This is a genomic window from Microbacterium sp., from assembly GCF_036566905.1.
Lineage (GTDB): Bacteria > Actinomycetota > Actinomycetes > Actinomycetales > Microbacteriaceae > Microbacterium.
Window position 1 is genome coordinate 100,030 of record NZ_DATCVK010000173.1, and the last position, 26,884, is coordinate 126,913.

General features: G+C 70.6%; 19 protein-coding genes. 11 read left to right on the top strand and 8 right to left on the bottom strand.

Features of this window, described 5'->3' with window-relative positions; genetic code table 11:
* On the bottom strand, positions 1–1,017 hold the full coding sequence (locus VIP82_RS14140) for a LacI family DNA-binding transcriptional regulator (protein WP_331909672.1): 1,017 nt from the start codon (positions 1,015–1,017) through the stop codon (positions 1–3).
* A 234-nt stretch (positions 1,018–1,251) separates the two neighbouring features.
* Positions 1,252–1,689 (bottom strand): SRPBCC family protein, encoded by a 438-nt coding sequence (locus VIP82_RS14145; RefSeq protein ID WP_331909674.1) that lies wholly within the window; start codon positions 1,687–1,689, stop codon positions 1,252–1,254.
* A 280-nt stretch (positions 1,690–1,969) separates the two neighbouring features.
* On the opposite strand from VIP82_RS14145, the gene VIP82_RS14150 reads away from it, so the two are divergent.
* Together VIP82_RS14150 and VIP82_RS14155 are read left to right on the top strand one after the other, a co-directional pair.
* Positions 1,970–2,434, top strand: a complete 465-nt coding sequence (locus VIP82_RS14150; protein WP_331909676.1) for a RidA family protein — start codon at positions 1,970–1,972, stop codon at positions 2,432–2,434.
* A gap of 56 nt (positions 2,435–2,490) precedes the next feature.
* Positions 2,491–3,207, top strand: coding sequence for an alpha/beta fold hydrolase (locus tag VIP82_RS14155; protein WP_331909678.1), 717 nt, complete (start codon positions 2,491–2,493; stop codon positions 3,205–3,207).
* 210 nt (positions 3,208–3,417) lie between these two features.
* Here VIP82_RS14155 and VIP82_RS14160 read toward each other — a convergent pair whose 3' ends face one another.
* Positions 3,418–7,290, bottom strand: a complete 3,873-nt coding sequence (locus tag VIP82_RS14160; protein WP_331909683.1) for a S8 family serine peptidase — start codon at positions 7,288–7,290, stop codon at positions 3,418–3,420.
* Between the two features lie 126 nt (positions 7,291–7,416).
* On the opposite strand from VIP82_RS14160, the gene VIP82_RS14165 reads away from it, so the two are divergent.
* Positions 7,417–10,299, top strand: coding sequence for a helix-turn-helix transcriptional regulator (locus tag VIP82_RS14165; RefSeq protein WP_331909685.1), 2,883 nt, complete (start codon positions 7,417–7,419; stop codon positions 10,297–10,299).
* 113 nt (positions 10,300–10,412) lie between these two features.
* A complete protein-coding gene (locus tag VIP82_RS14170; protein WP_331909687.1) occupies positions 10,413–11,867 on the top strand; it encodes a glycoside hydrolase family 130 protein in 1,455 nt (484 codons plus the stop codon).
* A gap of 52 nt (positions 11,868–11,919) precedes the next feature.
* Here the strand turns inward: VIP82_RS14170 and VIP82_RS14175 are convergent, their stop codons facing one another.
* Positions 11,920–13,962 carry a vWA domain-containing protein gene (locus VIP82_RS14175; RefSeq protein WP_331909689.1) on the bottom strand — a complete coding sequence of 681 codons (2,043 nt, stop codon included), beginning with the start codon at positions 13,960–13,962 and terminating at the stop codon, positions 11,920–11,922.
* A 36-nt stretch (positions 13,963–13,998) separates the two neighbouring features.
* Positions 13,999–15,390: an AAA family ATPase gene (locus VIP82_RS14180; RefSeq protein WP_331909691.1), complete on the bottom strand. Its 1,392-nt coding sequence runs from the start codon at positions 15,388–15,390 to the stop codon at positions 13,999–14,001.
* Between the two features lie 137 nt (positions 15,391–15,527).
* On the opposite strand from VIP82_RS14180, the gene VIP82_RS14185 reads away from it, so the two are divergent.
* On the top strand, positions 15,528–16,004 hold the full coding sequence (locus VIP82_RS14185; RefSeq protein WP_331909693.1) for an SRPBCC family protein: 477 nt from the start codon (positions 15,528–15,530) through the stop codon (positions 16,002–16,004).
* A 28-nt stretch (positions 16,005–16,032) separates the two neighbouring features.
* On the opposite strand, the gene VIP82_RS14190 is transcribed toward VIP82_RS14185, so the two are convergent.
* Entirely contained in the window at positions 16,033–17,751 is a 1,719-nt protein-coding gene (locus VIP82_RS14190; RefSeq protein ID WP_331909695.1) for an IlvD/Edd family dehydratase, read from the bottom strand.
* Between the two features lie 122 nt (positions 17,752–17,873).
* On the opposite strand from VIP82_RS14190, the gene VIP82_RS14195 reads away from it, so the two are divergent.
* From VIP82_RS14195 to VIP82_RS14210, 4 genes are read left to right on the top strand one after another with little or no spacing between them, the layout of a single operon-like run.
* On the top strand, positions 17,874–18,785 hold the full coding sequence (locus VIP82_RS14195) for an SMP-30/gluconolactonase/LRE family protein (protein ID WP_331909697.1): 912 nt from the start codon (positions 17,874–17,876) through the stop codon (positions 18,783–18,785).
* A complete protein-coding gene (locus VIP82_RS14200) occupies positions 18,782–19,642 on the top strand; it encodes a fumarylacetoacetate hydrolase family protein (protein ID WP_331909699.1) in 861 nt (286 codons plus the stop codon). The genes VIP82_RS14195 and VIP82_RS14200 overlap by 4 nt, the downstream gene beginning before the upstream one ends.
* A gap of 8 nt (positions 19,643–19,650) precedes the next feature.
* Positions 19,651–20,658, top strand: coding sequence for a zinc-dependent alcohol dehydrogenase (locus tag VIP82_RS14205; protein ID WP_331909701.1), 1,008 nt, complete (start codon positions 19,651–19,653; stop codon positions 20,656–20,658).
* A 17-nt stretch (positions 20,659–20,675) separates the two neighbouring features.
* Positions 20,676–21,350, top strand: a complete 675-nt coding sequence (locus VIP82_RS14210; RefSeq protein WP_331909703.1) for an SDR family NAD(P)-dependent oxidoreductase — start codon at positions 20,676–20,678, stop codon at positions 21,348–21,350.
* Here the strand turns inward: VIP82_RS14210 and VIP82_RS14215 are convergent.
* Together VIP82_RS14215 and VIP82_RS14220 are read right to left on the bottom strand one after the other, a co-directional pair.
* Complete coding sequence (locus tag VIP82_RS14215; protein WP_331909705.1) at positions 21,344–22,132, bottom strand: IclR family transcriptional regulator; 789 nt, start codon at positions 22,130–22,132, stop codon at positions 21,344–21,346. The genes VIP82_RS14210 and VIP82_RS14215 overlap by 7 nt on opposite strands.
* Before the next feature lie 124 nt (positions 22,133–22,256).
* Positions 22,257–23,285 (bottom strand): NADPH:quinone reductase, encoded by a 1,029-nt coding sequence (locus VIP82_RS14220; protein ID WP_331909707.1) that lies wholly within the window; start codon positions 23,283–23,285, stop codon positions 22,257–22,259.
* Positions 23,286–23,437: 152 nt separating this feature from the next.
* Here VIP82_RS14220 and VIP82_RS14225 point away from each other — a divergent pair, with 152 nt between their 5' ends.
* Positions 23,438–25,732, top strand: a complete 2,295-nt coding sequence (locus tag VIP82_RS14225; protein WP_331909709.1) for a DUF6603 domain-containing protein — start codon at positions 23,438–23,440, stop codon at positions 25,730–25,732.
* Positions 25,733–25,734: 2 nt separating this feature from the next.
* The coding region (locus VIP82_RS14230; protein WP_331909711.1) for a hypothetical protein at positions 25,735–26,884 on the top strand (1,150 nt) is incomplete at its 3' end.

Here is a 26,884-nt window from a genome sequence, read left to right on the forward strand (position 1 = left end):
TCACACCGACGCGCGTTCTAGGAGCGGGCAGTCGACCGTCACGGTTCCCGTGCCGGTCGACTGACCCGCGATGATCGCGGCGAGAAGATCCACGCCGCGGGCGCCCATCTGTTCGAAGGGCAGTGCCACCGTCGTCAGGCCCGGTCTCAGGTAGGCCGCGATGAGCTCCTGATTGTCGAATCCGATGACGGCGATGTCGTGAGGGATGCGCATGCCGCGTTCCTTGATCGCGTCGTACGCGCCCATCGCCATGCGGTCGTTGGCGCAGAAGATCGCCGTGGGCGGGTCGGCGAGGTCGAGGAGAGCGGATGCCGCGGAGTAGCCGCCGTCGGCCGTCGCGTGTCCCGAGATCTCGAGCTTCTCGTCGGGTGCGACACCCGCCTCCTGGAGCACCTCGTGGTAGCCGACGCGCCTCCCGACCGCCGCGGGGATGTCGGGATCGAGGTTGATGAAGCCGATGCGACGGTGTCCGGCCGCGAGGAGGCGCTCGGTCGCCCGACGCCCGCCCGTGCGCTCGTCGGGGACGATGGCCGGGTACCGGCCCGCGACATCGAAGCAGTTGACGAGCACGGTCGGCACTTCACGTGCGATCTCGGGAAGCTCGACGGCACGATGCCACGTCGCGGCATAGAGGAGTCCTTCGACGCGCTGCTCGAGCAGCCGCTCGATGGCCGCCGTCTCTGCGGCGGGGTCGGACTCAGTGGACGCGATCAGCAGGTACTTCTCATCGACGAGGGCGCGATCCTGCGCTCCCTTGATGATGTCCACGGCGAACGGCGCCGTCACAATCTCGGTGACGAGTCCGTACCAGTCGCTCTGCTTCTTGGCGAGTGCGCGCGCGCCCGCGTTGGGACGGTAGCCGAGTTCGGCCGCGGCGGCCAACACACGATCGCGGGTGTCTTCGGCGATGCTGACCGAGCGTCGATCATTGAGCACGAATGAGACGGCCGAACGGGACACGCCGGCGTGACGCGCGACATCCGCCATCGTCACCGGGCGTCGGGTCGTCTCTGACATCTGCTGTTCCTTCATTGGATTCGCACGGCTGACTAACGCGCGTGAGTTCGAGGTGATGTGAGACTAACGCGAGTTAGCGCGTGGCGCAACTCTCTTCTTCCGGGAGTGCTGGTCGGGAGATTTCCGCCCGCCCAGACGCTGACGAGATCGCTCAATCGTGAGGGCGACCCCGGCAGCAGTCGCCAGCTCTCGATGGACCGAAAGGGGCCCCTCCGAAAAGCTCGAGCCGAACAGCTAGCCGGCGAGCACGCGGTCCAGCTTCGCGAACGTGCGTCGCCAGCCCTGGGCGTAATCGTGATCCGACCCGCCGCGGAGTTCGCCGTGCACGAATCGCATCCGCGTCCCGGTGTCATCCGTCGCGAAGACCACGCTCACCCGTGACGGGGGGTTGGTCTCGCTGAGCCACGACCACGTGAACTCCAGCTCGGTCGGTTCCTCGACGCGGAGGTACTCCCCCGTGCTGGTGTGCACGTCACCACTGGAGTCCTGGAACGAGATGGTGAAGCGGCCGCCCAGTCGCACGTCGAGCGCTGCCGATGTCACGACGCCGTCCGGGTCGGAGCCCCACCAGCGACTGACGATCGCCGGATCCGTCCATGCCCTCCACACCGCGCTCTGGCCGGCATCGAAGTGGTGATAGACGGTGATGGATGTCGCGGGCTCCTCGGCCATGCGACGAATGCTATCGCCGGCCATCGACGTCGTCGCCCGAATCGAAGGACGATGAGCCCGCGCCGACCTGACGACCGCCCTCACCCTGTGCACCGGAGCGCGCTCCGCCACGTGGCTCGACGAGGTGCGTGCGGCGTTGACGCCATTCCGGGGTGACGCCGAAACGGCGCGACCGCCGGGAGGCGACATTCTTCGTCGTCATTCCGTGAGAGCGCTCCCAGTACCGCTACGGTGAAGCTCTGCCACTGCCCCGGGTGGCGACGAGCTTGGGAGTTTTGTCATGGGCGCGATCACCGATCGAATCGCTGAGCTCGGCGTCGAGATTCCGTCGCAGGCCGCAGCGCCCGCGGGCGTGTACGTCCCCGCTGTGGTGAGCGGCAACTACGTCTACACGGCCGGGCAGCTCCCATTCGTCGCGGGCGCCCTGCGGACGACCGGCAAGGTCGGCTCCGCGGTCACTCCCGAGGCGGCCAAGGACCTCGCCCGGGTCAGCGCGATCAATGCGCTCGCAGCGGTCGCAACGGTGATCGGCTCGCTCGATCGCGTGACCCGCATCGTGAAGGTCGTCGGGTTCGTGTCGTCCGACCCGGAGTTCTACGGACAGGCCGGCGTGCTCAACGGCGCCTCCGAACTGCTCGGCGACATCTTCGGCGATGCCGGGGTCCACTCCCGCAGCGCCGTGGGAGTCGCGGTGCTGCCGCTCAACTCCCCGGTGGAGGTCGAGATCGTCGTCGAGTTCGCGTGACAGCATCCCTCCCCCGTCTCACCGGCCCCAGCATCCACCCCAGAGAAAGAGAAGCAGTGTCTGAATCCCTCACCGTCGTGCTCGTCCATGGCGCCTTCGCCGAGTCCTCCAGCTGGACGGGCGTCCTCGCGAACCTCCACGCCCGCGGCGTGGCCGCGATCGCGACCCCGAACCAGCTGCGCAGCGTCACCACCGACGCCGACAACGTTCGTCGCGCGGTCGAGTCGGTCGGAGGCCCCGTGCTGCTCGTGGGCCACTCCTACGGCGGGGCCGTCATCACCGAAGCCGCCGTCGGCGCCGACGCGGTGAAGGGGCTCGTGTATGTCGCGGCGTTCGCTCCCGAGCACGGCGAGACCGCACTGGGCCTCACCGGCCAGTTCCCGGGCAGCACGCTGGGCGAGACCGTGCGGCCGATCCCTCTCGGTGACGGAACGAACGACCTCATCGTCGACCGCGAGCTGTTCCCGAACCAGTTCGCCGGCGACGTGCCGCTCGCCGACGCGCAGATCGCTGCGGCGACCCAGCGCGCCATCCGCGACTTCGCACTCACCGAGCCGCAGCCCGCCGAGACGTCGGCATGGAAGACCCTGCCGTCGTGGTTCGTGTACGGCACCGGCGACAAGAACATCCCCGCCGAGGGCCTGCGGTTCATGGCCGAGCGGGCCGGGTCGCTGAAGACGGTCGAGATTCCCGATGCCTCGCACTCGGTGATGGTCTCGCACCCTGACGAGGTCGCCGACCTGATCGTCGGCGCCCTCGCCTACCTGGCCTGATTTCTCGGAAGCGAGGCCGGGTGTCACCTTCGGGTGGCGCCCGGTTTCCGTCACGCCAGGCGTCGGTGACACCCTCGCCGCCCTCGTCGGCACGCTTGGACATCTTCATCCCGGGGGTTGCCGGAAGACCGCGACTGTATAGCAGCTGCGGCAACGACGAGGCCGCCGGGTGAGGAACGATTCCTCTCCCGGCGGCCGCGCCGCTGTCGGCTAGTCGAACGGGTCGAAGTAGGCGACCGTCGCCGCGTCGATGTTGCTGTCGAGCCCGACCGAGTCGTACGCGGTGGTGCTCGCTCCGGTGACGAACACCCGTCGCGAACCATCGGCCCGCTGGTCGACCGCCACGCCGTTCGCCCCGTCGCTGGCGCCCGTCGCGTCGTAGCTGCCCGACCAGATCTGCTCGCCGGTGCTCATGTCGTACGCGATCGTGACATAGTCCCAGGCCGTCTCGGCGCTCCGGGACTCGCCGGTCACGACGGCGCGGGTGCCGTCCGCGGTCAGCGCGACGTCGTAGGCGACGTCGAGCCCATGAGCGGTGCCGTCGTAGCGCGTCGCCCACAGCTGCTCGCCGTCGGCCACGTTGTACGCGACCGTGGCGTAGTCCATGTCGGCGCCTCCTTCCACGTTGCCGACCACGACCACCGTGCCGCCGTCCGGACTCACTCCGAGCGACTGCGGCGTATCCGTGAGCGCCTCTCCGTACCCGATCGCCCACCGCTCTGCACCGGTCGCCAGGTCGTACGCGACGGTCTCCCAGTCGGTCTGACGGTCCGTGTTGCTGACGACACCCGCGACGATCACGGTGTCACCAGTGACGGCGATGTTCTCCGCGATGTCGATGTGACCGTCCGACCCGTTGCGCAGGACCTGCCAGAGCTGCTCGCCGGTGGCCGCATCGTATGCGACGGTGCCCCAGTCGGTGAGACCGGTGCCGTCACCCTGGCTCTGCCCGGTGATCACGACCGTCGAGCCGTCCTCGCTCACCGCGATGCCCCGCGCGTCGTCCGTGCCGCTCACCGGATCGTCGTAGCGCGCGACCCATCGCTGCTCACCGGTCGCCGCGTCGTATGCCACGGTGGCGTAGTCGAGCTGCGGCCCGCCCATGTTGTGGTAACCGGTGACGTAGACGGTCGAGCCGTCGGGGCTGACGGCGAGGTCGTTGACGAAATCACCGGCCTCGCCCGGCCCATCGAGACGCGTGGTCCACCGCTTCTCCCCCGTCTCACCGTCATAGGCGACGGTCAGGTAGTCGCCACCGCTGGTTCCGGCGACATAGACGGTGTCGCCGTCGGGGCTCATCCCGAAGCCCGCCGGCTCATCGGAGCCGCCGTCGGAGGCATCCCACTGCTCCTCCCAGAGCGTGTCACCGGTCTCGGGGTCGTAGGCAGCGGTGAGGAAGTCGCTCACCAGCCCGCCGGCCGACGGCGGCCGGCTGTAGCCGCTCATGTAGACGCGCTGGCCGTCGGGGTGGACGAGAACCTCGTTGCCGACATCCGACGAGCTCCCGAACTGCCCGCCGGCTCCGTCGTACCGAGCGGCCCAGTCCTCCTCACCCGGCTGCTTGGCCCGGAGCACGATCGGGGACCGCACCGTGTGGCTGCCGTCCGTCCACGAGAGCTGACCCGCGAGATAGTCGAACAGCTCGGTCTCGTCGCCGACCGTGAAGGTCACCGCGTACGACGCGGTCTCCCCCGGCGCGACGGTGATCGTGCTCGGCTCGACGGTGACGCCCACTCCCGTGAGACCGCTCACCGATGCGGTGTAGGTCGCGGCCTCGTCGTCGACGTTGGTCACCGTGCGGGTGACCGTCTGGGTGCCGTCGAGCAGGCCGATGCCGATGGACGGCGTGTTGAGGTCGCTGGGGTCCAGCGAGCGCCCGTCCGCCTCGAGGTCGTCACACGTGGCGGCCGGCACGCTGCGCGTCGAGCCGCACAGGAACGCCAGCCACTCGTCGACACCGCTCTCGTATACCAGGCCGGGATCGGCCGCGCTGGTGGGCTGCACGTGTCCGGCGCCCTGCTTGAAGATCAGGTTCGGATCGCTGGAGGTCTCGCCGTCCAGGACGTCCGACCCGGTGGTCATGAGCGCCGACTTGATCGCCATCGGCGACCAATCGGGGTGCAGGTCGCGCAGCAGGGCGGCCAGTCCCGTGACGTGCGGCGCCGACATCGACGTGCCGCTCATGAGGTTGAAGTCCATGCCGCCCTGACCCGGAGGGGCGACCGCCGCCAGGATGTCCTGTCCCGGAGCGATCACGTCGGGCTTCAGCACATCGCCGTTGCCGGCGACGAGCGGACCGCGAGAGGAGAACGCCGCCGTGTAGGGCGCGGCACCGCCGCTCGCGATGACGGCCTTCTCGATGGTCGCGGTCGCTCCGGCAGTAGCCGCGTAGGCGCTGATCGCGGACCCCTCCGTGTCGGGCAGGTGCACCGTGGGCACGGAATGGAAGTCGGCGTTGAGCGAGTTCTCGAACGCGTTCACGAAGATCATGCCGACCCCGCCCGCTTCGGCGACCGCTCGCGAAGAATCGACGCGGGCGATGTCACCGCCGCGCTCGCAGAGCACGATCTTGCCGGTGACCTTGGCGGGGTCGAGCGCCGGCTTGCCGTTGTTGGCGCTCGCCGGATAGCAGCGGACCGCGGCGCCGGCAGAGGCACCCGCAGCGCGGGCGGCGGCTCCGGCGATCAGCGGGACGGGACCGACCGCCGAGTTGCTGACCGACACCCCCTCGTAGCGCGCGCCGTTGCCCAGGACCACGGCGCCCGTCGTCGTGCGGTCGTGAGTACCCGCGGCGACGGTGGTCAGCCAGGGCCCGGGGTGGGCGACCGTGCCCGCATCGGGGCCGGAGTTGCCCGCGGATGCCGAGACGAAGATGCCGGCAGCAGCGGCGTTGAGGAACGCCGCCTCGGTGGGCTCGAGGAAGTCCGTGCTGGATCCTGACACCGAGTAGTTGATGACGTCGACCCCGTCGGCGACGGCCTTATCGATGGCCGCCACCATGTCGGAGGTGTAGCCGTTCGCGGTGGAGCCGTCCTCGACGGACCACAGCGCCTTGTACGACGCGATGCGGGCCCGCGGTGCGATGCCCGAGATCTCACCGAACGCGGCGGCCGGGCCGGTCACGTCGACGCCATGGTTGCCGCCGGCGGTCGATGCCGTGTGGGTGCCGTGCCCGTTGTAGTCGCGGGGCGAGAGGAACTCCCACGGCAGCTGCTGCGCGACACCCTCGTTCCCGCCCCAGGCGGCGTTGAAGTACTGCGCGGTGACCAGCTTGTTGTTGCAGAGGTTGGCGTCCCACGAGTCGTCGCCGACGTTCTCGGCCGACGCGCACGTGCCGCGGAACCCCTCGGGCTTGCCCTGGTACACGAGCTTGTTCGACTCGTTGCGGTCGGAGAAGCTGCCGACCTCGGGCCAGATGCCGCTGTCGATGACGCCGATGACGATGTCCTCACCTGCGCCGGGCGTCTTCTTTCCGCCGGTCGGACCGCCGAGCTGGCCCCACAACCCGTCTTCGCCGTCCAAGCCCAGGAAGCTCGGCGTCGAGGACGTGTCGGTCTCGACCAGCTCATCCGGATGCACCGACACCACGTCGGGCTGCGCCTCGAGTTCGGCGGCCTGCGCGGGGGTGAGCTCGGCGGCGAACCCGTTGAAGCTGTAGACGTAGCTGTACGACGGCCCGCCGCCGTTCACCTTCGCCAGAGCGGCTCGCTGCTGCCCCTTGAGATGCGTGCTGTACGCCTCGACCGCGGGGTCGGCCGGATCCACCTTGGCGCCGCCGCGGGGCTTCGTCGACTTCAGTCCTGCCTCACCGCCGTCGTATGCGACGACCGGCGCGAGGGCCATCTGGACCACATAGGTCTGGGGCTCGCCCGCATCTGCCGTGACGGCTTGCGTGTCCTCGGCCCGAGTCACCTCGATGGCGCCGCTGCCCTCCCCGAGGTCCTCAACAGCGGCCGGAGCCGGCGGTGCAGCGAACGCGCCGGCCGGTGTCGCCGTCGCCACCAGCGCGACGGCGGTGGCCAGCGCGATCGTCAGTCGCGGGGGTGTGAAACGCCGCTGTCGTTGCCTCAGGTACCTGGTCACTGTCTCTCCTCGCGCGCGGATGATTCGATTCATTCGTTGCGTTGCAGGTTACGGACGGGTGAATGGCGCCGGCATCCGTGACCTACACTGACTTTTGCTCGCGCCCCACCCGAGGGAATGGCAGTCATGCCTCAGCAATCCGCTCCACCCGCAGGCGGGGTGTCGCCCGTGCTGGTCGGTCGTCACGCCGAGTTCACCGCGCTGACAGCTGTTGTTTCGGCTCCTCCGGCCCTCGTCGTCATCCAAGGCGAAGCCGGGATCGGCAAGAGCCGACTGGTCCGCGAACTGCTCGCCGCCGCGTCGGGCACCGCTGCCGTGCTCGTCGGTCACTGTCAGCAGCTCCACGACCCGTTCCCCCTGGGGCCGGTGCTCGACGCGTTCCAGCACCATGGCGACCTCATCGAGATCGACGGGCTGAGCCCGGTCGTGGGCAGCCTGGCGCCGCTCGTGCCGGAGATCGCCGATCGTCTGCCGGCTGCGCCGGAGCGGCCCGCGGATCAGCGTGAGGCACGGCATCAGATCTTCCGGGCGGCGACGGAGCTGCTCGAGCAGGTGTCCCCCGCGATCCTGGTGCTCGAGGATCTGCACTGGGCCGACACGGTCACCTTCGACTTCCTCACGTATCTCATCGCGCACCAGCCCGCGAAGCTCACCATCATCGTCACCAGTCGCGCGGATCTCGGGACCACTCCTGTCGGTGAGGCGTTCGCCCGCGCACCTGCCGGCCGAACGCGGAGTGTGCGGCTCGCGCCGCTCGACGTCGCCGAAGTCGGCGAGCTCTCGCGGCATCTGCTGGGCGTCGATGTTCCCGCTCCGATCGCGACGGGGTTGTACGAAGTCACCGGCGGTGTCCCCTTCGTCGTCGAAGAGGTGCTGCGAACCCTGCTCGCGCGCCTGCCTGCCGAGGAGATCCCCGGTCATCCGGATGCCCTTGCCGCACTGTCCGTCTCCACCGCGTTGCGCGACGTCGTCGTCCAGCGGCTGACCACTCTCGATGCGACCGCCCGCGAGGTCATCGACGCGGCAGCCGTGATCGATCTCTCCATCGATCCCGCCCTCGTCGCGGAGGTCACCGAGCACGACCCCCGGCAGGTGGCGGCCGCACTCACGTCCGCCCACGCCGCGGGCCTCCTGCACGACCACGACGGTCGCATCCGCTTCCGCCACGTTCTCGCTCAGCAGATCGTCTACGAGGCGACGCCCCTGCCGACGCGCCAATGGTGGCACGCTCGCGTCGCCGGAGTGCTGGAGGAGCGGCGCGATCCGATGCTCTCGGCACGGATCGCGCACCACTACCAGCGCGCCGGCCGGGTCAGGGACTTCGTGCGCTGGGCGGAGGCCGCGGCCGACGAGGCGGTGCGCCACGGGAACGAGTCCGCGGCCGCCGAGTTCCTGCGCGAGGCGACCGCCGATATGGCCGACCTCTCGATCGACGACCGTGTGCGCATCGCGACGAAACTCGGGCGCGTGGCCGTCGACGGTCTGGCTCACGCCGAAGCCGCCCCGATCCTCACTCGACTTCTGGACAGCCAGCAGCTCACGCAGGCGGCTCGAGGCGAACTCCGTTTCGCTCTCGGCAGGCTGTACCGCCAGCAGGGCTTCGCACGGGACGGCTACGGCGAGATCGAGCGCGCGATCGATGACCTCTACGACCGCCCCGACCTCCAGGCACGCGCGCTGGCGGTACTGGCGGCTCCCGAGACGGTCGTCGACGTGCCGCTCGAGGTGCATCTCGCGCGGTCCGTTCAGGCCGAACAGGCGGCGAGCCGAGCCGGATCGCCGGAGGTCGAACTCGGTGTGCGGATCGCGCGGGCATCGCTCCTCTTGGAGCAGGGCGATCCGCACGCGTGGCAGCTCATCGAGTCGGCGCGTCACGACACCGTCCTCCTCACCCAGCCCAGGGAGCACGCGCGTGCGGCGATCAACTGGGCGCAGGGTGCGCTCCACATCGGCTACGTGAGCCGCGCCGACGAGCTGCTGAGCGAGGGACGATCGATCGCAGAGCGGTCGGGTTCACCCCGGCTGCTGGAGGTGTACGAACTCGTCTGCGCCATGGTGGACCACGCCGCCGGCCGCTGGGACGGCCTTGCTGAACGCACGCAGGACCTGGCCTCGCGCGCATTCGGATTCGGCGCGGCATCCTTCGAAGCCCAGTACCTGTACTGCCTGATGCTCGGCTCTCTCGGGAGCACCGTCGAGGCAGCCGAGCGCCTGACGGAGCTCATCCGGGACTGCGAGAAGGTGGGCACAGCCTGGCCGTTGATCCCCGCGCGTGCGGCCCTCGCCCGGCTCCGGCTGACCCTGGGCGATGCACGAGGCGGCTTCGACGAAGCCTCGGCCGCCCTCGACCAGATCCAGCGCAAGGGCATGTGGACCTGGGCTGCCGATGCCCTCGTCTGCCTGGTGGATGCCGCCTCGGCACTGGGCACAACGGACGAGGTGCGTTCCCGGGTGAGGGCGATCAGCACGCATGTCCGCGATGTCGAGGCGCCGGCGATCTCCGTGGCGGTGACCATGTGCGACGCGCTCCTCGCGCACGTCGACGGCGACGGCGATGCGGCTGAGCGTCTGATGTCCGACGCGCGGACGATGGCGCGTGCGGCTGGCCTGGTCGAGGTGGCCGCGCAGACGACCGAGCGGCTGGGCGACTGGCGCTGCGCCCGTGGTGCCGCCGACGGGCCGAGCCTGCTCATCGAGGCGCTGACCGCATACGGCCGGCTCTCGGCACGGCAGGACATCGCCAGAGTCACCCGGACGATGCGCGGCCACGGTGTTCCCGTGCCGTACCCGTGGCGCGGCGGGCGCCCGGCGCACGGAAACGATCTGTCCCGACGCGAGCGGGAGGTCGTCGGACGAGCGGCGGCAGGACGGACGAATCGGGAGATCGCCGCCGAGATGTTCCTGTCACCGCGCACCGTGGAGACGCACATGTCCAACGCGCTCCGCAAACTCGGGCTGAGCTCTCGCGACGAGCTCGATGCAGACGTGCTCGAGGCCGAGCGCGGCTGAAGACCGGACCGCGGTTCTCGCCGATCGCTGTCAACCCCTCCCGCCGCCCTGACTGCCGTGCTTCAATCGGCGCTGTACTCGCCAACGGCGGGACGAACGGAGAGGGCGTCCGCATGATCCTCGAACCACATCCGGCGGCGCTCCACCACGAGCCTTCCCGCGTCGTCGACCGGCTGTTCCTGCCGGGCGAGGAGACGCGCACCGCCCACTCGCGGATGCTTCCCATCATCGAGCGCGTCCGCGTGATGCCGCGGGACGAGGTGAGCGCCCTCGCCGAGGCCATCGTCGCCGATTTCGCGACGAAGCAGCCGGAGGCGGCATCCATCCTTCTGTCGAACGCTCACGCGCTGGTGGCGCGCGTCGATGCTGAGCACGATCTGACCGAGGCGCAGCTGCTCGTCGTCGGGTCGGCGTTCACAGCCCAGTACGCCGTCGAAGGCGCGGCTCTGTGCAACCCGAGTGCCGTCGAGCATCCCTCACAGGCCGGTCTCGGCGACGGCGAGCTGCGGGTCGCGGTGTCGCTGCGCTGCATCGGCGAGGGGCACACGTCGGCGATCGGCTTCGCGGAGGCCGTCATCGGGGCGGACGACACCTGGCTCTTCGGCGAGCGCGCCGTTCCGCCGGCGCGGGCGGATGTCGCACTCGGCGTATGGTCGCTGACGGACTTCGCGCGGACGCTCGACGTCGCCGATCGGCTCGACGACCTGGCGGGCGCGGTCCTGGCCGCGCTGCCCGATCGCTTCACCGCCAACGAGCTGGAGGCGGCCATCGAGGCTCTGCCGCCGAAGCTGGCCATGCGGCCGTCCAGTCGCCGACCACTGCAGACGCTCCGCGACGCGGCGGCGTCGAGTTATCGCTTGGGGTTCGACGCGGACGTGGAGTTGTCGGCGCGCACCATTCTGCCGGTTCTGCCCGAGGAGGACCGCGGCGTGGAGGACGCGCGGTTCGTGCGGTTCACCGCCGGCGACGGTGGCGTCGAGTACCGCGGAACGTACACGGCCTACGACGGACGCACCGTGGCGCCGCGCCTGCTGACATCGCCGGACCTCGTCTCGTTCGAGTCGCAGCGACTCGTCGGACCTGGCGCGCGCGGCAAGGGCATGGCGCTGTTCCCGCGTCTCGTCGTCGGGCGCCACCTCGCGATAGCCCGCGGCGACGGCGAGAACATCGCGCTGTCGAGTTCGGACGACGGCGTGCTGTGGGACGACCTCGGCGTGATCCATGCGCCGACCGAGGTGTGGGAGCTGATCCAGCTCGGCAACTGCGGCTCCCCCATCGAGACGTCGCGCGGGTGGCTCCTGCTCACCCACGGCGTCGGCCCGTTGCGCACCTACTCGCTCGGCGCGCTGCTGCTCGACCTCGACGACCCGTCGCGCATCCTTGCCCGCACGCGCCAGCCGCTGCTCACGCCCGAGGGCGACATGGTGGACGGCTACGTGCCGCGCGTCGTGTACTCGTGCGGCGGCATCGTGCATCGCGAACGACTGTGGGTTCCCACCGGCATCGGCGACTCGCGCATCCGGATGTACTCCGCACCCCTCGACCGCGTGTGGGACGCGATGAGCTGAGCGGACGCCCGCCCGCCGCGGCGGACGCGAGACGGCGGATCGGTGCGCCGGCCTACCACCACCAGGATCGGCCGTGCAGCATGTCGCCGAAGTCCTCGGGGGACCCGCGCCCCGTATGGCGTGACCCCAGGTAGCTGTCCACGACGGCTCGCCCGAGGTCGTCGAGCTCGGGGGCGACGACCTGCCCACCGGCGCGCCGCGCGAGGGCGTCGATGAATCGGGCGAGGCTCGGGTCCTCGCCGAGCCGGAAGAACGTGGTCTGGGCTCCGAGCCGCTGCACGGTGTCGAGCTCGCGCACCGTGACGGCCACCGTGCGGGCGTCCGGCGGATATGAGAAGTGCACGTGGCCGTCGGGGCGGAGGTGCGCCGTCGGCTCGCCGTCGGTGACGATGAGCAGCACGGGCTGTGCCGTGGGGTTGCGGCGGAAGTGCCGCTGCGCGAGCAGCAGGCCGTGCTGCAGATTGGTGCCCTTGTCCCAGACGGCGTCCTTGGCCGTCAGCTGCTCGATGTCGATCACCTCGGCATGGCGGGCGAACGCGATCAGCTGGAGGCTGTCGCCGCGGAAGCGCGTGGAGATGAGGTGATGAAGGGCGAGGGCGGTGCGCTTCATGGGAACCCAGCGGCCGTCCAGCGCCATGGAGAACGACGTGTCGACGAGGAGGGCGACCGCGGCCTGCGTGCGCTGCTCGGTCTCGACGACCTCGACATCGCGCGTGTCGAGACGCACACCCGCCGAGGCGTCGGCTCCGTCGAGCACGGTCCGCAGCACCGCATTCGACACCGTGCGCGGGATGTCCCACGGCTCGGTGTCGCCGAACGCCCACTCGCGGGTCGAGCCGGTGCGGTCGCCGGCGGCGCCGGCGTGGCGCGTCTCGCGGCGGCCCGTGCGAGCCGACTGCCGCGTCGCGATGTCGCGCAGGAGCGCTCGTCCCAGCTGGCGCATGGCCCGCGGGGTCAGCCGCAGCTGCCCGTCGGACGCGCGCTGCAGCATCCCGGTGTCCCTGAGCTCCTGCTCGAGCTCGCGCAGGGTGCGGGCGTTGACGGCGGCGTCCTCGCCGACCAGGCGCTCGAGCGCATCGAGGTCGATGTCGTCCATGCGCGCACCGGGATACGTCTGGCTGAGCTGATCGGTCAGCGAGTCGAGGTCGGAGAGGTCCTGCATGATGCCGGTCGCCTCACCGAGGCCGGTCGGCTGCTCTCCCGAGAAGGATGCCGAGCCCGTCCAGTCCTCGCCGGGCCGGAGCGAGCGCAGATTGTCGTCGAGTCGCGACAGGGACTGCATGAGGTCGGGCGAGCCGAACGCCTGGGCGGCGAGGCCCATGAGCTCGTCCCGCTGCTCGGGGGTCATGGAGTTGAGCATCCGCTGCGCCGCCGCGGAACGCTCGGCGAGCGTGTCGAGGAGCTCGTCGAGGTTCTGCGGGTTCTCCGGGAACTGATCCCCGTGCTTGCGCATGAACTCGTCGAAGTCCTCCTGCGTGTCGTCGCCCAGCCGGCGCTTCTCGAGCAGGTCGTTGAGGTCGTTCAGCATGTCGCGGATCGCCTGGCGATCGGCATCCGTCGCGTTCTCGAGCGCGTTCTTCATCCCCGCGAATCGCTGGTCCAGGAGCTCGCGGCCGAGCAGTTCGCGGATGCGGTCGTAGTCCGCCCGTGCACTCGGGCTCTGCCAGTCGTAGTCGGCGAGGTCGTTGACGGCCGCAGCGGTGCTGGACGGCAGGTTCTCGAGGCGCATCTCGGCGAAGGCGCGGGTGTCGTCATCGAGCTGGACGTCGCGCACGAGGTGCTTGCGCTCCTCGAGCACCGCGCGGTCCAGCAGCTTGCGGACCTCCTCGAGCGTGCCGTCGAGCCGGTGCCGGCCCACCAGCTCCGCCCGGCGCTCGCGCACCCGCCGGGCCAGGTCGTCGAGCCCCTCCCGGTTGCGGTCTCCACGCCGCAGGTACTCGCGCATCGCCCGATCGGCCGAGGTCCCCGCCATCACGTCCTGCCCGATCGCCTCGAGCGCCGACTGCACCTCGACCGGCGGCGCGAGCGGATCGCCGCCGGTGTACCGTCCGTACCGCGCCGTGTGCGCGGGCGTGCGGTGGAAGCTGCGGGGCATCAGGGCCCTCCAGCTGCCGCGAGCCGCGGCATCCGCTCATCCATAGACGGTCTCCCCGTCGGCGCTGTCCTTGCCGATCCGCTTCTCGAGGTAGAGCGACTCGAGCAGCAGTTCGAGCGCACCGGCCCGCTCGCCCGCGGTGCGGGCCTCGAGTCGCTCGGCCACCTGCTCGTAGAGGTCGGACTCGCCGAGCACGGGCATCGCCGCGAGGACGTCGTCCGCCGTCACCTGTTCGCCGGTCATGACGGTCGCACCGTCGTGGAGGGCTTCGGCGAGCACGCGGGCGTCGAGCCCCCGCAGGTGCGTGCGGGCGGTCTCGGCGACCGCGGTGCGCAGCAGGTGTTCGAGGATCGCGCGCTCGCGGCCCTCCTCCCCCGTCTCGAACTCGATCTTGCCGCCGAGCACGTCGACGGCGGTCTCCAGGTCGACCGGGCGGGCGACGGCGACCTCCTCGTGCTGCCGCGTCGCGCGATGCAGGGCGGCTGCGGCGATCGTCTCGGCGCCGGCGATCGCGAACCGGGCCGACACGCCCGCGCGCTGGTCGACGGCATCCGACTCCCGCAGGTTGCGGGTGAATCGCGCGAGCACCTCGAGAAGGTGCGCGGGCACCTCGGCGACCAGGTCGGCCTCCTGCCGGATGACGGCGATCTCCTCGTCGATCGTCTGGGGGTAGTGCGTGCGGATCTCGGCGCCGAAGCGGTCCTGCAGCGGCGTGATGATGCGGCCGCGATTCGTGTAGTCCTCGGGATTGGCGGTGGCGACCACGAGAACGTCGAGGTCGAGGCGCAGCACGTACCCGCGGATCTGGATGTCGCGCTCCTCCATGACGTTGAGCAGCGACACCTGGATGCGCTCCGCCAGGTCGGGCAGCTCGTTGATCGCGACGATGCCGCCGTTGCTGCGCGGCACGAGCCCGTAGTGGATCGTCTCGGGGTCGCCCAGCGACCGGCCCTCCGCGACCTTGATGGGGTCGACGTCGCCGATGAGGTCGGCCACCGACGTGTCGGGGGTGGCGAGCTTCTCGGCGTACCGCTCGCTGCGGTGGCGCCATACGACGGGCAGATCGTCGCCCTGTTCGCCTGCCCGGCGGACGGATGCCGGGGTGATCGGGTGGAACGGGTGCTCGCCGAGCTCCGACCCCTCGATGACCGGAGACCATTCGTCGAGCAGTCCCACGAGGCTGCGCAGCAGGCGCGTCTTGCCCTGCCCGCGCTCGCCGAGCAGCACGATGTCGTGGCCGGCGAGGAGGGCGCGCTCGAGCTGCGGGATCACGGTCGTGTCGAAGCCGTGGATGCCGGGCCAGGGGTCGCGGCCACTCGCGAGGGCGTCGAGAAGGTTCTCGCGCAGTTCGACCCGCACCGGCCGGTAGGTGTGACCCGATGCGCGCAGCTGTCCGGCGGTCGCGATTCCGGTGGGCGATGGTGTCATGACGAGAGGGTAGATCCGCTCCGGGAGCATGAGGGCCGGATCGGTGAAATTCCTCGGCATCCGATGATCGCTCCCCCAGCAGCGGCCGCCGCACGGCCACCGATACACGGGCGCCCTGCCGGTCGTACTCTGAGCGCATGGGTGTCATCGAGTTCGAGCTGACCCGCACCGTCCCTGCCGGCATCGACGCGGTGTTCGCTCGCCTCGCCGACATCGAGGGATACAACGAGTGGATGCCCGACAAGGGGAGCATGCTGCGACGCACCACGCAGACCTCGCCCGGCGCCCCGGCCGTCGGCACGACCTTTCTCGACGACACGTCCTTCGGCCCGACCCCCGGTGAGATCGCGGAGTTCCAGCCACCACACACCCTCGTCTACCACTGGTGGGACAAGACGAAGGCGGGCAGGCTCAAGCTGGAAGGATGGCCCGCGTACCGGCTCGAGGCCGGCGACGATGAGACGACGCTGGTTCGCCACCACGCCGAGGTGCGCACGTATGGCGTCTACCGGCTGGCGACTGCCTTCCTGCGGAGGATCGCGATGAAGGAGCGCGCCGCCACGCTCGCGGCGCTCGCGGCGTCCTTCGAGTCGCGGGGGCACGCCGTCCGCTGACCGCGAGTGGCTCGAGCGCTCTCGAGACTCAGTGGGATTCGCGGGAGACCCGCGATCCGCTGGAGCCGACGAGGAAGTCGAGGTCGGCTCCGGTGTCGGCCTGCATGACGTGGTCGACGTAGAGGCGCTCCCAGCCGCGTCGCGGATTCGCGAAGCCGTTCACGGTCGCGTCGTTGACGCCGCGCGCCGCGAGCTCGTCGGCGGGTACTTCGACGTCGAGGCGGCGGCTGCGGACGTCGAGGCTGATCCAGTCGCCCGTCTGCACCCGGGCGAGCGGCCCGCCCGCGGCGGCCTCGGGGGTCACGTGCAGGATGACGGTGCCGTACGCGGTGCCTGACATCCGTCCGTCGCAGATGCGCACCATGTCGCGCACGCCCTTCTCGAGCAGCTTCTTCGGCAGCGGCATGTTCGCCACCTCCGGCATCCCCGGGTAGCCGATCGGTCCGCAGCCCCGGAGGATCATGACGGAGTTCTCGTCGATGTCCAGGTCGGGGTCGTCGATGCGGGCGTGGAAGTCCTCGATGGAATCGAAGACGACGGCGGGGCCGCGGTGCTTAAGGAGGTGCGGGGAGGCGGCGGCCGGCTTGATGATGGCGCCGCCGGGGGCCAGCGATCCGCGGAGCACGCTGATCCCCGCGGCGGGGATCAGCGGCTGGGTGCGCGGCGCGATCACGTCGGCATCCCAGATCCGCGCGTCGTCGAGGTGGTCGACGAGCGGGCGGCCGGTGATCGTGAGCGCCGTCGGATCCAGCAGGTCCTTCACCTCGCGGAGGACAGCGAGGAATCCGCCGGCCCGGTACAGGTCGTCCATGAGGTAGCGGCCGGCGGGCTGGAGGTTCACCAGGAGCGGCACCTCGGCGCCGATGCGGTCGAAGTCGTCGATGGTCAGGTCGATCCCGAGCCGGCCGGCGATGGCGAGCAGGTGCACCACCGCGTTCGTCGAACCGCCGATGGCGGCGAGCGCGACGATCGCGTTGTGGAAGCTCGCCTTGGTGAGGAACGTCGAGGGGCGGCGATCCTGTTCGATCAGCCGGACGGCGAGCCGCCCGGTCTCGTGCGATGCCTCCAGCAGCCTGCTGTCGGGTGCCGGCGTCCCCGCGAGCCCGGGAACGATCGTGCCGAGGGCCTCGGCGACGAGCGCCATCGTCGACGCGGTCCCCATCGTGTTGCAATGGCCCTTCGACCGGATCATCGAAGACTCCGACCGGTTGAACAGCTCCTCGCTGAGCGTGCCCGCGCGGACCTCCTCGCTCAGCCGCCACACGTCGGTTCCGCAACCGAGCGCCTCACCACGGAAGTGGCCGGTGAGCATCGGACCACCCGGGATCACGACGGCGGGAAGATCGACGGATGCCGCGGCCATCAGCAGCGCCGGAATCGTCTTGTCGCATCCGCCGAGCAGTACCACGCCGTCGATCGGGTTGGCGCGCAGCATCTCCTCCGTCGCCATCGCCATCATGTTGCGCCACAGCATCGCGGTGGGTCGCACCTGCGTCTCACCGAGGGAGACGACGGGCAGGTTCAGCGGAATCCCCCCTGCCTCGTAGATGCCGTTCTTGACCGACTGGGCGACCTCATCGAGGTGCGCGTTACAGGGGGTGAGGTCGGACGCGGTGTTGGCGATGGCGATCTGGGGTCGGCCGCGGAAGGCCGTGTCGGGAACTCCACGCCTCATCCATGCGCGGTGGATGTAGGCGTTCCGGTCGCCTGCCGAGTACCACTCCGAGCTCCTGAGGTCGGACGCCATTGTTTACCAACTTTCGGAAATTACGTCTGATTGACGGAATATGACTATAGTAGCCGCGTCGGCCCGCCACGCTTCGCGAGCACGGTCGCGACCCACCGTCCACCGTCGAAGGAGATGAGCTGATGACTGCCGCCGACTCGGTGATTCTGGCGAATCCGACGACCTGCGAACTCGGCGAAGGCCCCGTGTGGGACCCCATCCGCGAGGTCGTGCACTGGGTCGACATCCGGCGGGGTGTCGTGTTCTCGGGACGCCTCGACAGTCACGGTCGCGTGACGCTGCTCGATCACGTCTCGTTCCCCGGCACGGTCGGCGCGGTCGCCGTCGCCGAGGACGGGTCCTGGATCGTCGCCGGCTCGCACACTCTGATCCTGCACCCGGCGTCCGGATCGACGCGCGAACTGGCGCGCGTCATCCCCGCCGGACAACGACGGCGGACGAACGACGGCAAACCCGACCCCGCCGGCCGGTTCCTCATCGGCACACTGAGCCTCGACGACGACTCCGAGCACGAGGTGCTCGCCCGCCTCGGCGACGACGGCACGCTCACGACGATCGACGACGACCTCACCCTCTCCAACGGACTCGCCTGGAGCCCCGACGGATCGATCATGTACTCCGTCGACACCGTGCGGCGTGTGGTCTATTCGCGGTCGTACGATGTGGCGACGGGTGCCACAGGCGACCGCCGAGTGCACATCGCCGTCGACGACGCCTACCCCGACGGCATGTGCAGCGACGCAGCCGGCCACCTCTGGATCGCGATGTGGGGACGCGGCGAAGTCCGCCGGTACACGCCCGACGGCGATCTCGACGAGACGATCCACGTGCCCGCCCCTCACGTCTCCAGTGTCGCCTTCGCCGGCCGGGAGCTCGCCACCCTGATCATCACGACCGCGACACAGGATCTGACCGAGGACCAGCTCGCCGCCGCTCCCCTCTCGGGGAAGCTGTTCAGCGCGCGGCCCGCCGTCCCCGGGCTTCCCGTCCCGCTGTGGCGCGGCATCACCGCACCGCCGAAGGAGAACGCATGAGACTCGCCCGCATCGGAGCGATCGGCGCCGAGAGGCCCGCCGCTCACATCGTCGACGACACGTACGTCGACCTGTCGGACGTCGTCGACGACTTCGACGAAGTCTTCTTCGCCGGCGGAGGCATCGAACGCATCCGCCCTCTGGTCGCCGAGCGGATCGAACGGGGTCAGACGCGGCTGCTGGGCGGCGAGCGCATCGGCTCGCCGATCGCGAGGCCGCACCAGATCATCTGCGTGGGACTCAACTACAGCGACCACGCGGCCGAGACCGGTCAGGCCGTACCCGACGAGCCGATCCTGTTCACCAAGTCACCCAACACGCTGGTCGGGCCGAACGACGACGTGCGCATCCCCCGCGGATCCACCAAGCCCGACTGGGAGGTCGAGCTGGGCATCGTGATCGGTCGGCGTGCGAGCTACCTCGACTCCCCCGAGCAGGCGCGGGATCACATCGCCGGTTGGGTCGTGGTCAACGACGTCAGCGAGCGGGCCTTCCAGCTGGAGCGCGGCGGCCAGTGGCTCAAGGGCAAGTCCGCCGAGACGTTCAACCCGGTCGGGCCATGGCTCGTGACGCCTGACGAGGTTCCCGACATCCTCGACCTGGGCATGCGACTCGACGTCAACGGCGTCCGCCGGCAGGACGGCTCGACCTCGACGATGATCTTCGACCCGTTCTTCATCGTCCACTACATCAGCCGGTTCCTCGTCCTCGAGCCGGGCGACCTGATCAACACCGGCACTCCCCCCGGGGTCGGCATGGGATTTCAGCCCCCGATCTGGCTGAACGAGGGCGATGTGATGGAGCTCGAGATCGACGGGCTGGGCTCCCAGCGCCAGACCGTCCTCGCACCCCGATGAAGGCGTTCGTGATCACCGGCCCCGGCCAGGCCGGGGTGCAGGATGTCGAGCCACCGTCAGCCGCGACCGGAGAGGTCGTCGTCGACGTGGCGCGGGCAGGCGTCTGCGGGACGGACGTCGAGTTCTACACCGGTGAGATGCAGTATCTCCACGACGGCCACGCCGCGTATCCGATGCGGATCGGTCACGAGTGGATGGGCACGGTGTCCGCGGTCGGCAGCGGCGTCGATCCTGCGTGGATCGGCCGTCGCGTCACCGGCGACACGATGCTCGGCTGTCAGCGCTGCGAGCGCTGCCACGCAGGCTTCCATCACGTGTGTCAGTTCCGCGATGAGATCGGGGTCCGCAACGGCCGCCCGGGCGCCTTGGCGGAGCAGGTCGCGGTCCCCGCGTGGGCTCTGCACGCCCTGCCCGACACGGTCGACGACGCCGCCGGCGCAATGGTCGAGCCCGGCGGCAATGCCTGGCGGTCGGTGGATGCCGCGAACCTGAGCGCCGGCGACCGGGCGCTCATCCTCGGCCCGGGGACGATCGGGCTGCTCTGCGCCCTGTTCGCCCGCGCGGCCGGCGCGGAGGTCCATCTTCTGGGCCGCCCCGGCCGCTCCCTCGAGTTCGCGAGGACGTTCGGTTTCGACGGCGTCTGGACCGAGTCGGAGCTGCCCGATCTCGCCTGGCATGCGGTGATCGACTCCTCCAACGCCCCGCACCTGCCGGCCCGCGCCCTCGAGCTCGTCGAACCGGGCCGGCGCATCGTCCACGTCGGGCTCGCCGGCAGCCCCAGCCTGATCGACACGCGCATGCTCGCGCTCGGCGACGTCACCGCCGTCGGCATCCTCGGCGCCTCGGCGGGTCTGGACCCGACGATCGCCGCCTACGGCGACGGGTCCGTCGATCCGCGGCCGCTCGTCGCCGCGACCGTCGAGCTGGAAGACCTCGCCGCCATCCTCGCCGGCACCCGGCCAGAGCACGCCGGAGCGGGACCCAAGATCCACGTCGAGATCGCTCGGCAGAGCTGACACTGACAGGAATGACCATGAAGCGCGCACTCATCACCGGCGGAGCCCGCGGCCTCGGCGCCGCCACGGCCTCCCGCCTCCGTGCCGACGGTGTCGAGGTGATCACGGTGGATCTCGCCGGCGACGTCGACGAGATCCTCGACATCACCGACGAGGAAGCGGTCGCCGCGCTCGCCTCGCGCGTCGCTGCAGTCGACATCCTGATCAACTCGGCCGGCATCGTCGGGCCCAACATGCCCCTCGTCGAGACGACCACCGCCGACTGGCGCACAACCCTCGAGGTGAACGTGCTCGGCACGGTCGGCATGATGCGGGCCTTCGTCCCCGGGATGGTGGAGCGCGGATGGGGGCGGGTCGTCAACTTCGCGAGCATGGCAGGCAAGGACGGCAATCCGAACCTGGCGGCCTACTCGGCCTCCAAAGCCGCCGTCATCGCGCTGACGAAGTCCGCCGGCAAGGAGCTGGCGACGACGGGGGTGCTGGTCAACGCGATCGCGCCCGCGGTCATCGCGACCCCCATGAACGACTCGACGGCGCCCGAGGTGCTCGCGCACATCACCAGCCTCATACCGATGAAGCGAGTCGGTGAGGCATCCGAGGTCGCGGAGCTCGTCGCCTGGCTGGCCTCGGAGAAGGTGAGCTTCTCGACCGGGGCGGTCTACGACATCAGCGGGGGGCGCGCGACCTACTGAGCCGTCGGCACCGGCTCGCGCCGGACGATCGCGCGAATGGCCGGCAGCTCGGCGACGAGCTGCGGCAGCGGGATGCGGAACGCCAGCGCGCTGACGCTGATCGCACCCGTCGGCGAGGTGTGTCCCTCCCCCTGGACGGGCACGGCGACGCAGTTGACGCCGACCTCGTTCTCCTGATCATCGACGGCGTAGCCGCGCTCCTTCGCGAGTTGCAGCTCGTCCCAGAGCCGGTGGAGATCCGTGATCGTGTGCGGCGTCCGCTGCTCGAGCGCCACTGCGCCGAGAAGGTCTCGAAGCGCGTCCCGATCGGCCACCCGGTAGCTGAGCAGGAGCTTGCCCACCGCAGTCCGGTACGCCGGGTTGCGCCCTCCGATGACGGAGGTCAGGCGCACGGCACCGCCGGGCGGGTCGACCTTGGCGCGGTAGACGACCTCCGCTCCGTCCAGCACGGCGTAGTGCGTGGTCTCGCCGAAGCGCGCCGCCAGCTCCTCGAGGATGGGGGTGATCCGCACCGCCTCGGGTCGCTCGGCATAGTTGTGGAACGCCAGCCGGAAGAACTCGTCGCCGAGGACGTACGTGCCCCGACTGATCTGCGCCGCCAACCCCGCCTTGCGCAGCGATGCGAGAGCGCGGTGCACGGTCGATTTCGGGCTGCGCATGGCCGCCGCGAGGTCGTCGAGGCTCACTCCGCGCGGGTGGGCGCCCAGCTCGATGAGCACCGCCAGCACCCTGTCCGAGCCGACGACGCGCGCGTCGTCGGCAGCGGCATCCGTAGCGACCACAGCGCTCCCCTCGATCCGACTATCGGCATACTAGTCCGACATCGTGAAAAGCAGACGCGGGGAGGCCGTCACCCGAGGTGTTCCGCGTCGCTCGCTTCCCGGCTCGGCGGCGGCGATGCCACCGTCAGCGGTTGTCGCCCGTCACGCCGATGAGCACCTTGCCCACAGCGCCGTGCTCAACAGCGTCGTGGGCGGCGGCCGTGGCGTCCAGCGGGAACCACGTCAGCGGCAACCCCGCCTGCTCGCCGACGGGGAGTGCGCCGTCGCGCAGCGCCGCGGTGATGTCTGCAGCAGCGGCGGTCAGGGCGGGCTCCCCGACCGTGTACAGCAGCAGGCCCTGGATCCGCACGTTCTTCGCGAAGGTCGGCCGCACCGGGATGGCGGCCTGGTCACCGCCGTTGTCGGCGTAGTACGCGATCGATCCGTGGTTCGCGACGACCTGGCCGTCGAGGCCGGCGTTCTGCGCGAGAGACACCTCGACGACATGGTCGACGCCACCGGGCGCGATCGCGGTGATCTGGTCGGCGGCGTCGCCCTTTCGGTAGTTCACGACGTGGTGGGCACCCGCGGCGAGCGCGAGAGCGGCTTTCTCGTCGCTCGAGATGGTGGCGATCACCGTCGCGCCGCCCCAGGCGGCGAGTTGGATGGCGGCGTGGCCGACGGCGCCCGCTCCACCGGCGACGAGCACGACGCGGTGCTCGAGCGCGCCCGGCGACAGCCGTGCCGGCCCGAACTCGTGAACGGTGAGCGCCCGGTGCGCCGTCATCGCGGGAACCCCGAGGCTGGCCGCGACGTCGAAGCCGACGCCCTCGGGGAGCTTCACCGCCCGCGCCGCGGGTACGACGGTGTACTCCTGCGCCGTCCCGGTCGGCCGCTGGTGCTGAGCGAGGTACAGCCAGACGCGATCGCCGACGGCGAGGTCGGTCACGCCATCGCCTACGGCGTCGACCACTCCCGCCCCGTCCTGATTGGGCACGATCTCATCGAACGCCAGGGCCGCGCCGGATCCCGCGCGCGCCTTCCAGTCCGTCGGATTGACGCCCGACACGGCGATCTTCACGCGCACCTCTCCCCGGCCGGGCTGCCCGGGTTCACGCTCCGCGAGCGAGAGGACGGACGACGTTCCGGGGCGGGAATAGACGATCGATCGCATGCGAGAGGGCAACGCGCACGAGGCGGCGGGCATTTCCCCGGCGGCCGACCGCTTCCCCCCTTGCGGGTCCGGCGTGCGGGGAGTATCTGTGAGGTGGTCGTGCGCGTGTTCGCGCGATCGGGGGAATCGCGGAAACGGACGGGGGGCGCAGCATGGCGTCCGACGAGTTACGCGCATATGTGGATCGGCTGCGGGCGACTTTGACGACCCTCGGCGTCGATGCCGGGCCCCTCACCGCGCTCGCCGACGCCGCGCAGCGGATCGGCGAACTGATCGATCACCCCGAGACCGCCACCGAGGCGGCCTGGCGGACCGCGGCCACCCAGTGGGAGAGCGCCCGCGCGGCGGTGCTCGACGGCCTCCGCAGGGCCACGCTCGGCACATTGGCCGAGATCCCCCTGCTGAATGAGATGACGGATGCCGCGTCCCTCGCCACGAGCGGCATCAACGCGGATCTCGACATCGGTCCCGTCCACGTCGCCGTGCGCACCGCGGTGCTGTACGTGGACCCTCCCGTCATCCCCGGCGTCGACCTTCCGCCGGTGCCGATCGGCCCCTTCGCACTCGGTGCGGTCGAGGCATCCCTCACCCCGCCGGGCTCGGGGGGAGGCGCCTCGCTCCCGGGCGGCGGATCGCTGGTGCGCCTGCCACCGAACGCGGGCGGTGCGCTCGAGCGCGGCTGGGGCGGATCGATCTCGGTGCCGGTGCCGCCCGTGCTCGTGACCGCCTCGGCGATCCTCTCGGTCGACGGCGACGACCCGAGCTTCCTCGCCGTGCTCGGCATCCAGTTCATCGCTCCCATCCAGCTGTCGTTCGGCTTCGCGCTCGACCGGGTCGGCGGCATCGTCGGCGTCAATCGCGGCATGGACACCGACGCGCTGCGGGTCGCGGTGCGCACGGGCGCTGCCGGCGACGCGCTGCTGCAGGTGCGACCGCCGGACGACCCGCTCGCTGTCGCCGGCACCCTCGACCGCATCTTCCCGCGGCGCACCGGGACGCACATCTTCGGGCCGTCGCTCCGGCTGACGTGGCTGTCGCTGGGCCCGACGGGGAGCATGGTGTCGCTCGACCTCGCCGTGGTCGTGCAGATCCCGGACGGCAGGGTGGCGATCCTCGGCGTCGCGCGCATCGGCATCCCCAGCCTCCCCCAGGTGCTGAACCTCCGCGTCGACATGCTGGGACTCATCGACCCGGTCGAGAAGCTCGTGTCGATCGACGCCAGCCTCGTCGACAGTCACGTGCTCGGCGTGTTCGAGATCTACGGCGACGCCGCCCTGCGACTCAGCTGGGGCAGCGAGGCCTACGTCGTCGTGTCGATCGGCGGTTTCTTCCCCGGGTTCGACCCGAAGCCGGCGAAGCTGCCGGCGCTGCGCCGGGTCGGCATGTCGCAGTCCGTGCCCGGCAGCGGCATCACGCTGCGCGTCGAAGGCTACTTCGCCGTCACCGCCAACACGGTGCAGCTCGGTGGGCGCATCGAAGCGGGGATCGACGTCTCGGTGCTGGCCGCGCACGGCTTCATCGAGACGGACGCGATCCTGCAGCTGCGGCCCTTCCGCTTCCAGGCGCGCGTCGCGGCCGGCTTCTCGGTCTCGGCCGGCGGCTTCGACTTCGCCTCGGTGCAGCTGTCGGGGCAGATCTCGGGACCCGGGCCGGTCGTCGTGCAGGGATCGCTGTCGGTGTCCGTGTTCCTGTTCGAGGTGGAGTTCGACCAGACCTTCACGCTCGGCAGCGGCCCGGCCGACGCCCTGCCCGTCGCCGAGCCGATCCTCGACGTGCTCGCAGCCGAAGTGGCGAAGAAGGAGAATCTCCACGCCGAGAGCACGGCCGACCGGCTCGTCGCACTGACGCCCCGCAAGCCGGTGCCTGGCAAGGCGCTGGTCCCCCCGACCGGGACGCTCGTCGTGCAGCAGAAGATCCTGCCGCTCGGCATCCCGATCTCGCGCCTCAAGGGCGTGCCGCTGCCGGCGACCGCGGGCGCACGCATCACGGGCACCGGGCCGGACGTTCGCGACTCCTTCGCACCGGGCGTCTTCCTCACGCTGAGCGATGCCGAGCTGGTGAACCGCCCGCCGTTCGACGTGCTTCCGGCCGGCAAGGTGCTCACGCCCCCGCAGCCCGGGCTGAGCACGTTCCCGCACGCCGACGAGGAGCGCACGCTCGAACAGATCGTGATCGACACCCGGACCGGCGGGAAGCGGACGATCACCACATCGCCGCCCATCGACCTGCTCGCCGCCTTCGCGATGGTCTCGGCGGCCCGCTCCGAGCCGGCGCTGTCGGACCGCACCCCGGTGCTCTCGGCCGTCGCCGAGCAGTGGACCGTGATGGGCGTCGGGCAGGTGCACGAATCCGCGACCGAGGCCCACGAATGGGCGCGGGCCATCGGCACCGTCGCGGTGCCCAGCGCCGACCTCGCCGCCGCTGTTCCTCTGGCGGGGGTGCTGTAGCGATGGCGATCACGGGCCAGTACTTCGGCAGGTTCGATCGGCCGCTGCGGGTGAAGGCGGGAGCAGCCGAAGGCGGCCGGCTGTCGGCGAAGGTCGACATCGGGATCGCGAACCTCGACGGGTCGGACCCGCGGACGGTTCAGGCGGAGTTCCAGCTCATGGGACCTGGGGATGTCGCCCGGCTCACCCCGGGCGCCATCGTCAGGCGCTACCCCTCTCCCGGCGCCGACGACGCCGAGTCCGAGAAGCTCGCCCACGTGGAGTTCGCAGAGAGCGACCTCCCCTGGCGCTATACGCCGCAGCATCCGTCCGGCGAACAGCTGGCCCCGTGGCTGGCGCTGGTCGTAGGAGTGCAGGGCGCCGAGGGCATCTCGGCCCGTCCCGACGGCTCGGTACGTCTCTCACCCACCGTGCAGGCGGCACACGAGCTCGTCGGCTCGTGGGCGTGGGCGCACGTGCACACCGTGGGCGCGTTCGAGCGCTCGCGCCTGATGAGCCCGGCCCCGCTGTCGCCCGACACGTCCTACCTGGCGGTGGTGGTGCCCACGTTCGCCGCGGACGGAACCGCCGCCTGGTCGGGAGCTGCGGCCGTCACCCTGCCGTGCTACGACCGCTGGGAGTTCCGCACCGGCCCGGAGGGCGACTTCCCCGGCCTGGCGAAGAAGCTCCGCAAGGCGGATCTGGCCGAGCTGGCCCGCCGCGGCGGCCGCCCGTTCGGACGAGCCGACCTCGAGTACCGTCCGCGCACCGGTGATCCCGCCGTTGTACTCTCGGCGGCCGGCGCCCTCCGCGTGCCCGCCGACCCTCCTCCCGACCCCGCCGACGCGCCCCCTCCGCCCGAGGTCGCCGCCGACGTCGCCGCGCTGCAGACCCCGATCGTCTCGCCGGACGGACGCGACGTCATCACCGCGCCGGACTACCCCGGGACGTTCCGGCCGCTCGAGGCAGCTCCGGCCCCGGCAGGAAGCTGGCCGGCGCAGCTGACCGAAGACCCCCGTCTGCGCGGCGCCGCAGGACTCGGCGCGTGGACCGCGATCGCCTGGCAGGAGCGCATCGCCGAGGCCGCCGCCGTCAGGCTCGGCGACACGACCTCGGCGGCGGAGCGCATCCGCGCGCTCGCGTTCGGCGTGTGGGCGAGCCGATCCCTCTGGC

What these genes read in the sequence shown, in the direction of transcription:
- VIP82_RS14140 (WP_331909672.1), bottom strand. Translation starts at nt 1,017, where the DNA reads ATGTCAGAGACGACCCGACGCCCGGTGACGATGGCGGATGTCGCGCGT.
- VIP82_RS14145 (WP_331909674.1), bottom strand. Translation starts at nt 1,689, where the DNA reads ATGGCCGAGGAGCCCGCGACATCCATCACCGTCTATCACCACTTCGAT.
- VIP82_RS14150 (WP_331909676.1), top strand. Translation starts at nt 1,970, where the DNA reads ATGGGCGCGATCACCGATCGAATCGCTGAGCTCGGCGTCGAGATTCCG.
- VIP82_RS14165 (WP_331909685.1), top strand. Translation starts at nt 7,417, where the DNA reads ATGCCTCAGCAATCCGCTCCACCCGCAGGCGGGGTGTCGCCCGTGCTG.
- VIP82_RS14170 (WP_331909687.1), top strand. Translation starts at nt 10,413, where the DNA reads ATGATCCTCGAACCACATCCGGCGGCGCTCCACCACGAGCCTTCCCGC.
- VIP82_RS14175 (WP_331909689.1), bottom strand. Translation starts at nt 13,962, where the DNA reads ATGCCCCGCAGCTTCCACCGCACGCCCGCGCACACGGCGCGGTACGGA.
- VIP82_RS14180 (WP_331909691.1), bottom strand. Translation starts at nt 15,390, where the DNA reads ATGACACCATCGCCCACCGGAATCGCGACCGCCGGACAGCTGCGCGCA.
- VIP82_RS14185 (WP_331909693.1), top strand. Translation starts at nt 15,528, where the DNA reads ATGGGTGTCATCGAGTTCGAGCTGACCCGCACCGTCCCTGCCGGCATC.
- VIP82_RS14190 (WP_331909695.1), bottom strand. Translation starts at nt 17,751, where the DNA reads ATGGCGTCCGACCTCAGGAGCTCGGAGTGGTACTCGGCAGGCGACCGG.
- VIP82_RS14195 (WP_331909697.1), top strand. Translation starts at nt 17,874, where the DNA reads ATGACTGCCGCCGACTCGGTGATTCTGGCGAATCCGACGACCTGCGAA.
- VIP82_RS14200 (WP_331909699.1), top strand. Translation starts at nt 18,782, where the DNA reads ATGAGACTCGCCCGCATCGGAGCGATCGGCGCCGAGAGGCCCGCCGCT.
- VIP82_RS14210 (WP_331909703.1), top strand. Translation starts at nt 20,676, where the DNA reads ATGAAGCGCGCACTCATCACCGGCGGAGCCCGCGGCCTCGGCGCCGCC.
- VIP82_RS14220 (WP_331909707.1), bottom strand. Translation starts at nt 23,285, where the DNA reads ATGCGATCGATCGTCTATTCCCGCCCCGGAACGTCGTCCGTCCTCTCG.
- VIP82_RS14225 (WP_331909709.1), top strand. Translation starts at nt 23,438, where the DNA reads ATGGCGTCCGACGAGTTACGCGCATATGTGGATCGGCTGCGGGCGACT.